Genomic DNA, 8,261 nt, shown 5'->3' on the forward strand with positions numbered 1-8,261 from the left:
CAAGGGTAACAACGGCAACGATGCCTTCTATCGCATTGCCTACCAGAAGAAGTTCAGCAAGAACGCCGAGGCCCACGTTGGTTACGTCAACAACGGTGCTGGCGCCGGCAATGTTGGCACCTACGGCGGTGGCATCATCGTCAAGTTCTAAGATTGTTTGGAACTGATGTTCGGGAAAGGGACGCTTCGGCGTCCCTTTTCTTTTTTCCCGAAAATCGGGACGATTGGGTAGAATACGCATTCGCAAACCAACGAAGGCGCGATGAATACCAAAGCGGACAACATCCTGGATGGGCTGTGGGTTTGGCCAGCAGATCAGAAGGCCGACAAATTCTGCGAAGAACCCACGATGGTGGTGACGGACTTCGAGGACGCCCAGGACCTGAACCGGAAGATCTATGACCGAATCCTGGAACTGGAGGAGGAAGGCTCGCTCGTCCATACTTTTGCCAACGCCGGTAGCAAGGTGCGGCACGTCCACAAATGGGGTTGCCCGGAAGCGGATTTCCTCGAGGAGCGGGTCAAGTACCTGTTCGAGTACCTCACCGGACGCAAGGCGAGAATTGATCTCGGCTGGGCCAATGTGAACCGGAAGTACAACTATCTTGCCGGTCATTCCCATCTGGGTACGCTGGCGAGCATCGTGTACATGCTGGAACCCGGGGACCCGCCTACCGAGGAGTATCCACTGAGTGGGCGCTTGTCATTTCTCGATCCCCGTATTCCGGCCTGTTGTCCCGACGAACCAGACCGCTTGACCCTGGAGGTTCATGCCGATATGAGGGCCGGTACCATGGTGATGTTCCCGGCCTGGGTCGTTCACCAGGTGCATCCCTATTTTGGTGACAAGACCCGGATCACGCTGGCCTGGAATGTAAACCCGGCGGACTGAATTGAATTCCGAAGTGACAGCGCAGAGCAGTAATAAGGTCTGGCATCACGCCACGGTGACGCGCGCACGGCGCGAGCAGCTGAACGGCCATCGCAGCGCGCTGCTTTGGTTTACCGGCCTGTCGGGCTCGGGCAAGTCGACTCTCGCCCATACGGTGGAGGAACAGCTGCACCAGCTTGGCTGCCACACCTTTGTATTTGACGGCGACAACGTGCGCCACGGCCTGTGTTCCGACCTCGGCTTTTCCGAGACGGATCGGTCCGAGAACATTCGCCGCATCGCCGAAATGGGGAAGCTCTATGTCGACGCCGGGATGATTGCGCTGACGGCGTTTATCTCCCCGATGCGCCAGGACCGGGCCTTCGTGCGCAATCTTGTGGGCGAGAACGATTTCATTGAAATCTGGTGTCGTTGCCCATTGGAAGTGTGCGAGGAGCGGGATGTCAAAGGTCTGTATCGACGCGCCCGCGCCGGGGAGATCGATCACTTCACCGGGATCTCGGCTCCGTACGAGGAACCGGACCGGGCTGACCTGATCGTCGACACGGACCGTGAAGAGCTTGACGATTCGGCCGCCCGAATAATTTCCTTGTTGCGCGACCGCGGAGTGATACCATCCGCGTAATATGAATCGCTTTCCTGACCCGGTGTTCGACCGGGTCCCACTCGACAGAAATCATGATCAAGATCGGCATCATCGGCGGGACGGGCTATACAGGCGTTGAGCTGTTGCGCCTGCTTTCGGGACATCCCGAGGCACAGCTGGAGGTAATCACCTCCCGCGGTGAGGCGGGTCGGCCCGTGGCCGAACTGTTTCCGAGTCTGCGTGGCCACGTCGACCTGGCCTTCAGTGAACCCGATACCAAGGCCCTGGCGGCCTGCGACGTGGTCTTCAGCGCCACGCCCAACGGGGTTGCCATGACCCATGCGCGTGAACTGGTGGATGCGGGCACGAAGCTGATTGATCTCGCGGCCGACTTCCGGATCAGCGACATCGCCACCTGGGAAAAGTGGTATGGCATGAAGCACGCCTGCCCGGACCTGGTGGGCGAGGCCGTATACGGCCTTTGTGAGATCAATCGGGAATCGATCAAGGGGGCGCGCATCGTCGCCAATCCCGGTTGCTATCCCACCGTGGTTCAGCTTGGGTTCCTGCCCCTGATCGAGCATGGCCTGATTGACGATGCCCGGCTGATCGCGGACTGCAAGTCCGGTGTCAGCGGCGCCGGGCGCAAGACCGAGATACCCTATCTGTACAGCGAGGCGGCCGATACCATGAAGGCCTACGGCGTCGCCGGTCATCGTCACCTGCCCGAGATTCGTCAGGGTCTGGCGCGTGTCGCCGGTCACGAAGTGGGTCTGACCTTCACGCCTCATTTGGCCCCCATGATCCGGGGCATGCATGCCACGCTGTACGCGCGTCTGACCGCAGACGCGCCGGATCTTCAATCGCTGTACGAGAAGCGCTACGACGGTGAACACTTCGTCGACGTGTTGCCGGCTGGCAGCCACCCGGAGACCCGTTCCGTGCGCGGAACGAACACCTGCCGCATCGCACTGCACCGGCCCCAGGACGGTGACACCGTGGTTGTGCTCGCCGTGATCGACAATCTGGTCAAGGGTGCCGCCGGTCAGGCGGTGCAGAACATGAATATCCTGTTTGGTCTTGATGAATCCATGGGTCTCGGACAACCCGGGCTCATGCCCTGACCGGGGGTCATGGTTCGCTGTTTGTTGCCCTTGATGACACGCTATAATTTCCCCGTGCAAAGGCGGATACCTGAATGAGAAAGCGCAACCGGACGAGCGAGTTGGTGGTCAAGCCGCGCCAGCCGATCCGTACCAAGGTCATGGCGGCCGCGTTCGGTGTTGTTGTCACCCTGTTGGTGGTATTTGGCGTCTATCGCTACGGCCTGAAGCGGGCCGGTTTTGAGTCCGTACTGGCTTCGCAGGTGCAGTCGAATCTGCAGGAGCAGATCGACGAACGGAAGAAGGAGAACCAGGACTTGCGAGATTCCCTGGCGCGGGCGGATCCGGGTGCAGAGCCTGCAGATCAAGCCCGGGAATAAGGACACGCGCTTTCACTACAAGCTGGTAGTGATCCAGGCCCTGAAGCACGACCGCAATATCCGGGGTAGTGCGCGCTTCGAAATTGCGGGGCTTCAGGCGGGCAAGGATACCGTGCTACAGTTTCCGCAGAGGAGTCGCCGCGCGATCGGCTTTAATTTCAAGTACTTCCAGGACCTGGAGGGGGACTTTGATCTTCCCGCGGCCTTCGAGCCGCACAAGATCAAGGTGACCGTGACGACAACCGGACGAAACGGAAAGACCATAGAAAAGGAATATCCCTGGCCCGAAAACCGGGCGTGAATGACGATTGGAGGGCGAAACGATGCTGGAATCGAAATCAAGCCAGAAGGCGTGCAACACCATTGATACCCTGATCGGAGTGAAAACCGAGATCAAGGGCGACATCTCCTTCACCGGCGGTCTGCGCGTGGATGGAAAGATCCGCGGCAATATCATTGCCAGCGGCGATGCCAGCAGCACGCTCGTGCTGAGCGAGCATGCCGAGGTGGAGGGCGATGTAACCGTGCCGCACATGATCCTCAATGGCCGCATCAAGGGAAACGTCCACTGCTCCGAGCGGGTGGAACTGCAGCCCAAGGCGGAAATCATTGGCGACGTGCACTACAAGATCATTGAAATGGCCCTGGGCGCGGCGATCAACGGCAATCTGGTGCGCGAGACCGCGGAGTCGGCCCAAAAGGGAACCATTGCGAAGCTGAAGACCGTGGGCGGTTCCGAGGAAAAAGCCTGAGAACGGCAATATTTGACCAATTTCCTCAGGAATACGATAATTCTCCCATAGCTTGCGCTACGGCGCGCGCGACCCCATACAGGGGTAGGCGAGAATCTGGAGGTTTTGATATGTCTGCTGTGAGCACTGAAATGCCGTCCCCCTTGCTGTTTACCGACAATGCGGCGGCCAAGGTCAAGGAGCTCATCGAGGGCGAGGGCAACCCCGACCTGATGCTGCGCGTATTCATTTCCGGCGGCGGTTGCTCCGGTTTCCAGTACGGGTTCACCTTCGAGGATAGTGCCTCCGATGACGATACCCGCGTGGAAAAGGGCGGTGTAACCCTGCTCATCGATCCGCTGAGCTACCAGTACCTGGTGGGTGCCGAGATCGACTACAGCGAGGGCCTGCAGGGCGCGCAGTTCGTGATCAAGAACCCGAACGCCAAGACCACATGTGGCTGCGGTTCGTCCTTCGGCGTCTGATCAAAGACATTGGCGGATCTGGAGACGGGAGGCCTCGGCCTCCCGTTTTTCGTTGGCGCCGGCTCAGTCCCGGAACGGGGGCGCGTAGATCGCGCCCAGGATGGCCGGGCATTCTGCGCCAGTGACGGCGGCGACGTTTCCCGGGCGCTTCGCCAGCCTTTCCCGTGCCAACCAGGCGAAGGCCATGGCCTCTACCCAATCCGGGTCCAGACCCAGGGCCGCCGTCGTTTCCACCGATGCGTCCGCCAGTTCTGTGCTCAGCTGTTCCATGAGTGCGGGATTGTGTACCCCGCCGCCACATACGAAGACTTCATCTGGCCGACTGGCCAGGGACCTCAAGGCGCGGGCAATGCTCACCGCGGTCAGGCGCACCAGCGTCGCCTGCACGTCCTCGGGTGCCGGCGCGGTCTTCAGTTCGGACAGGGCGGCTTCGAGCCAGGGAAGATTGAATCGCTCCTGGCCGGTGCTCTTGGGTGCGGGTCGGTCGAAGTAGGGATCCGCAAGCAGTCGATCCAGCAGTTGCGCCAGTGGCTTGCCCGTCAGACCCCATTCGCCTCCGGCGTCGTAGTCCTTCTGCCGGTGCTGTGTGATCCACCGATCCATCAAGGTATTCCCGGGACCGGTATCGAAACCGACCACCGCAGCCGTCGGGTCCCGCGGCAGGTGCGTGACGTTGGCGATGCCACCGATGTTGACAATGGCACGGTTCGATTGCGTGCTGCGGAACTGTGCCTGGTGAAATGCGGGAACCAGCGGCGCGCCTTCGCCCCGGACCGCCAGGTCTCCGCTGCGGAAGTCGGCCACCGTAGGGATTCCCGTTCGCGCCGCAATCGTCGCCGCGTTTCCGATCTGCACCGTGTAGCGTACCGACGTACCATGGTGGTGGCGAATCGTCTGGCCGTGGCTGCCGATGGCCGCAACCTCGTCCGGAGCGATGCTGGCCTTCTTCAGAAGTGCCAGGCTTGCGTCCGCAAACTCCTGTCCCAGGCGCATGTCCAGCTCGCCCATGCGCTCGATCTCGTTCGCGCCGGGCAGGGTGAGCCCCAGAATCTGTTCCCGAATTCCGGCTGGATAGGGGTGGTGATGGTGCGTGTGGAGTTGCAGCAGCCCTTGTTCGCCCCCGGACGCGAGCGCCGCATCGATTCCATCCACACTGGTGCCGGAAATGAGACCGAGGTAGTACATCACTACCGGTCAGGGGCGGGATACGCTGGCCACCTGCAGTCGGCCGTCCAGCCGGTCCAGGGCCACACCCCAGGTGACGGCCTGGCGGTGGAATTCTTCACGGTAGGCAGCCAGGATCGGAGCGGCCTTGGGTAGCCGCACGGTCAGAGGGTTGCGGTGGTGGCCGTACACACGGAATTCGTAGTGCAGGTGTGGGCCAGTGGCGAGACCCGTGTGACCCACGTAGCCAATGACTTCGCCCTGATGGACGAGGCTCCCGCTCCGTTGTCCCCGCGCAAACCGGGACAGGTGACCATACAGGGTGCTGTACTTGGATCCATGCTGGATGATCACGGTCTTGCCGTAGCCACCGTGCCATCGGCGGCTGACGATGCGTCCGGTCGCGGTCGCGTGCACGGGCGTTCCGGTGCGGGCCGCATAGTCGACGCCGGTATGGGCGCGCCAGCGCTTCAGAATCGGATGGTAGCGCCGGCGGGTATAGCGCGAACTGATTCGGGAAAACTGGACCGGCGAGCGCAGGAACTGGCGCTCGACACTGTTGCCCGCGGGGGTGTAGTAACGCATATGCCCTTCCGAATCCCGGTAGCCAATGGCGCGATAGCGATGCCCCTGGTTGACGAATTCCGCCGCCAGGATATCTCCGTTGGCGATCTTCTCTCCGTTCCGGTATTTCTGTTCGTACACCACTGAAAAGCGATCGCCTTTGCGGAGATCCAGGGAAAAATCCACATCCCAGCCAAAGATGGTCGCCAGTTGCAGAACCAGGCCGTCCGACAAGCCGGCGCCCTGTCCGGCCTGAAACAGGGAGTCCCGGATGGAACCGGAGGCAAAGGCCCGCCGCGTCTCAAATTTAAGCGGCTTCACGTAGGCGCGATAGGCCCCGTTTTCACCGCGGAAAAGAACGGCCTGGGATGCATCGTCGACGTTGTAGCTGAGCTGCGCCAGGGCCCCGTCGGGCGCGATCTCCATGCGCAGGTGTCGCCCCGGCCTGAGGTGGTTGAATGCGTCGGCTCCGGCATCCGAGAGCAGGGCGACCGCGAGATCAGGTGAATACAGGTGATGGGCGCCGAGAATGGCGGCGACCGAGTCACCCCGTTGTACAACAACTTCACGCCAGCGGACCGGAGCCAGCGTCGCGCCCACGGCCTCCGCTTCGGTGCCAGTGCCAACAGGGGCGATTTTCATGCCTCCGTCGACGGCCGGAATCTGGACCAGATCCGCCGGAGCGGACAGGATGGTGTGAACCTTGTTGGCGGGATTGATGCTGCCTTCCTGGTGGATGGCCGCAATGGTCGAACCGGCGATCAGGATCAGGGCGGCCGGGGCCAGGTTCCGCAGCGCGCGCCGATTCTGTTTCGCACGCACCGAAACGCGGGGGCGCGAAAGGATTGTTTGTAGTCGGCTCGACATAGTCTGGTACGACGATTGCCTCGTCTTTTATTAAAGGTAATCTACCGTTCCCGGCCGGACTGCGTCAAAACAAACTGCACAGCGCTGGCAGCAAAACAACCCTGTGGTACCCTTGCCGCCGGCCGGATCGGAAACAAGACGTCATTCAATGGCATATTTTGACCATGACAAGCACAAATAACGCATTGTCGGAACTCAAGCGCGGCACCGAGGAAGTCCTGCTGGAGAAGGACCTGGAAACCCGTTTGGCGTCGGGCAAGGTGTTGCGCATCAAGGCCGGGTTTGACCCTACCGCGCCCGACCTGCACCTCGGTCACACGGTTCTCATCAACAAGATGCGCCAGTTCCAGCAACTGGGACACGAGGTGGTGTTTCTAATCGGGGATTTCACCGGCATGATCGGCGATCCGACGGGAAAGAATACGACCCGTCCCCCCCTGACCCGTGACGACGTGATCGAAAACGCCCGTACCTACGAGCAGCAGATCTTCAAGATCCTTGATCCGGAAAAGACCCTGGTCATGTTCAATTCCAGCTGGATGGGGGAGATGAACGCCGACGGGCTGGTCAAGCTGGCTGCGCGGCATACGGTCGCGCGCATGCTGGAGCGGGACGACTTTGACAAGCGCTACAAGTCGGGCCAACCGATCGCCATTCATGAATTTCTGTATCCCCTGGTTCAGGGCTATGACTCCGTCGCCATCAAGGCCGACGTCGAGCTGGGCGGGACCGACCAGAAATTCAACATGCTGGTAGGGCGCGAGTTGCAGAAGGATTTTGGCCAGGCGCCCCAGGTCGTGATGACCGTGCCCATCCTCGAAGGCCTGGACGGGGTGAACAAGATGTCCAAGTCCCTGGGCAACTATATCGGGATCAACGAGGCCGCGGGCGAGCAGTTCGGCAAACTCATGTCCATCTCCGACGATCTCATGTGGCGCTATTTCGAGCTGCTGAGTTTCCGCCCGCTCGCGGAGATCGCGGCCCTGAAAAATAAGGTTGCCGAGGGGGCCAATCCGCGGGACATCAAATTCGAGCTGGCCGGGGAGATCGTCGGCCGTTTCCATGGCGACAAGGCGGCCGCCGAGGCGCAGGCGGAGTTCGTCAATCGCTTCCAGAAGGGTGGCCTGCCGGAAGACCTGCAGGAAAAAGAGCTCGCCACTGGCGGATCGCCCATTCCTCTGACCGCAGCGCTGAAACAGGCCGGCCTGACGGCCAGCACCTCCGAGGCCCGGCGCATGATTGGGCAGGGAGCGGTCCGGATCGATGGCGAACGGGTCGAAGATGTCGATTTGGCCCTGAAACCGGGAGCCAGCCACGTGATCCAGGTGGGCAAGCGCCGGGTTGCCCGGGTCACTGTGGGCTAAATCCAGCGAAAACAGGGGCCTACGCGGCCCCAAATCCCCCGGACCGGCCATGCACGCTTGTCGGCCGGGACTGGAAATTTCTTGCCACTGGGGCCATATTTACTTCCCCCCGCCGGGGTGTTTCA

At 61.2% G+C, this 8,261-nt stretch carries 10 protein-coding genes; 8 read left to right on the forward strand and 2 right to left on the reverse strand.

Annotated features, from left to right (window positions below; genetic code table 11):
• Positions 1 to 262: 262 nt before the first annotated feature.
• From P8X48_12210 to erpA, 7 genes are all read left to right on the forward strand, one after another.
• Entirely contained in the window at positions 263 to 892 is a 630-nt protein-coding gene (locus P8X48_12210) for a putative 2OG-Fe(II) oxygenase (protein MEJ2108069.1), read from the forward strand.
• Positions 893 to 905: 13 nt separating this feature from the next.
• Positions 906 to 1,517, forward strand: a complete 612-nt coding sequence (gene cysC / locus P8X48_12215; GenBank protein ID MEJ2108070.1) for an adenylyl-sulfate kinase — start codon at positions 906 to 908, stop codon at positions 1,515 to 1,517.
• A gap of 53 nt (positions 1,518 to 1,570) precedes the next feature.
• Positions 1,571 to 2,602 (forward strand): N-acetyl-gamma-glutamyl-phosphate reductase, encoded by a 1,032-nt coding sequence (gene argC, locus P8X48_12220; protein ID MEJ2108071.1) that lies wholly within the window; start codon positions 1,571 to 1,573, stop codon positions 2,600 to 2,602.
• Between the two features lie 74 nt (positions 2,603 to 2,676).
• Positions 2,677 to 2,961, forward strand: coding sequence for a hypothetical protein (locus P8X48_12225; GenBank protein ID MEJ2108072.1), 285 nt, complete (start codon positions 2,677 to 2,679; stop codon positions 2,959 to 2,961).
• Positions 2,930 to 3,262 carry a hypothetical protein gene (locus tag P8X48_12230; GenBank protein MEJ2108073.1) on the forward strand — a complete coding sequence of 111 codons (333 nt, stop codon included), beginning with the start codon at positions 2,930 to 2,932 and terminating at the stop codon, positions 3,260 to 3,262. Before P8X48_12225 ends, P8X48_12230 begins: the two co-directional genes overlap by 32 nt.
• A gap of 22 nt (positions 3,263 to 3,284) precedes the next feature.
• Positions 3,285 to 3,713: a polymer-forming cytoskeletal protein gene (locus tag P8X48_12235; protein ID MEJ2108074.1), complete on the forward strand. Its 429-nt coding sequence runs from the start codon at positions 3,285 to 3,287 to the stop codon at positions 3,711 to 3,713.
• A 119-nt stretch (positions 3,714 to 3,832) separates the two neighbouring features.
• Positions 3,833 to 4,177: an iron-sulfur cluster insertion protein ErpA gene (gene erpA, locus P8X48_12240; protein ID MEJ2108075.1), complete on the forward strand. Its 345-nt coding sequence runs from the start codon at positions 3,833 to 3,835 to the stop codon at positions 4,175 to 4,177.
• A gap of 63 nt (positions 4,178 to 4,240) precedes the next feature.
• Here the strand turns inward: erpA and P8X48_12245 are convergent, their stop codons facing one another.
• Positions 4,241 to 5,362 (reverse strand): anhydro-N-acetylmuramic acid kinase, encoded by a 1,122-nt coding sequence (locus tag P8X48_12245; protein MEJ2108076.1) that lies wholly within the window; start codon positions 5,360 to 5,362, stop codon positions 4,241 to 4,243.
• Between the two features lie 9 nt (positions 5,363 to 5,371).
• Entirely contained in the window at positions 5,372 to 6,727 is a 1,356-nt protein-coding gene (locus P8X48_12250) for a peptidoglycan DD-metalloendopeptidase family protein (protein MEJ2108077.1), read from the reverse strand.
• A 209-nt stretch (positions 6,728 to 6,936) separates the two neighbouring features.
• Between P8X48_12250 and tyrS the strand changes: the two genes are divergently transcribed.
• Positions 6,937 to 8,136: a tyrosine--tRNA ligase gene (tyrS, locus tag P8X48_12255; GenBank protein ID MEJ2108078.1), complete on the forward strand. Its 1,200-nt coding sequence runs from the start codon at positions 6,937 to 6,939 to the stop codon at positions 8,134 to 8,136.
• Positions 8,137 to 8,261 lie beyond the last annotated feature (125 nt).

This window comes from Acidiferrobacteraceae bacterium, assembly GCA_037388825.1.
GTDB lineage: Bacteria > Pseudomonadota > Gammaproteobacteria > Acidiferrobacterales > JAJDNE01 > JARRJV01.

Bases quoted from the DNA above. Each gene is read 5' to 3' on its own strand.
- tyrS (MEJ2108078.1), top strand. From the start codon at position 6,937: ATGACAAGCACAAATAACGCATTGTCGGAACTCAAGCGCGGCACCGAG.
- P8X48_12235 (MEJ2108074.1), top strand. From the start codon at position 3,285: ATGCTGGAATCGAAATCAAGCCAGAAGGCGTGCAACACCATTGATACC.
- P8X48_12245 (MEJ2108076.1), bottom strand. From the start codon at position 5,362: ATGTACTACCTCGGTCTCATTTCCGGCACCAGTGTGGATGGAATCGAT.
- argC (MEJ2108071.1), top strand. From the start codon at position 1,571: ATGATCAAGATCGGCATCATCGGCGGGACGGGCTATACAGGCGTTGAG.
- P8X48_12225 (MEJ2108072.1), top strand. From the start codon at position 2,677: ATGAGAAAGCGCAACCGGACGAGCGAGTTGGTGGTCAAGCCGCGCCAG.
- P8X48_12210 (MEJ2108069.1), top strand. From the start codon at position 263: ATGAATACCAAAGCGGACAACATCCTGGATGGGCTGTGGGTTTGGCCA.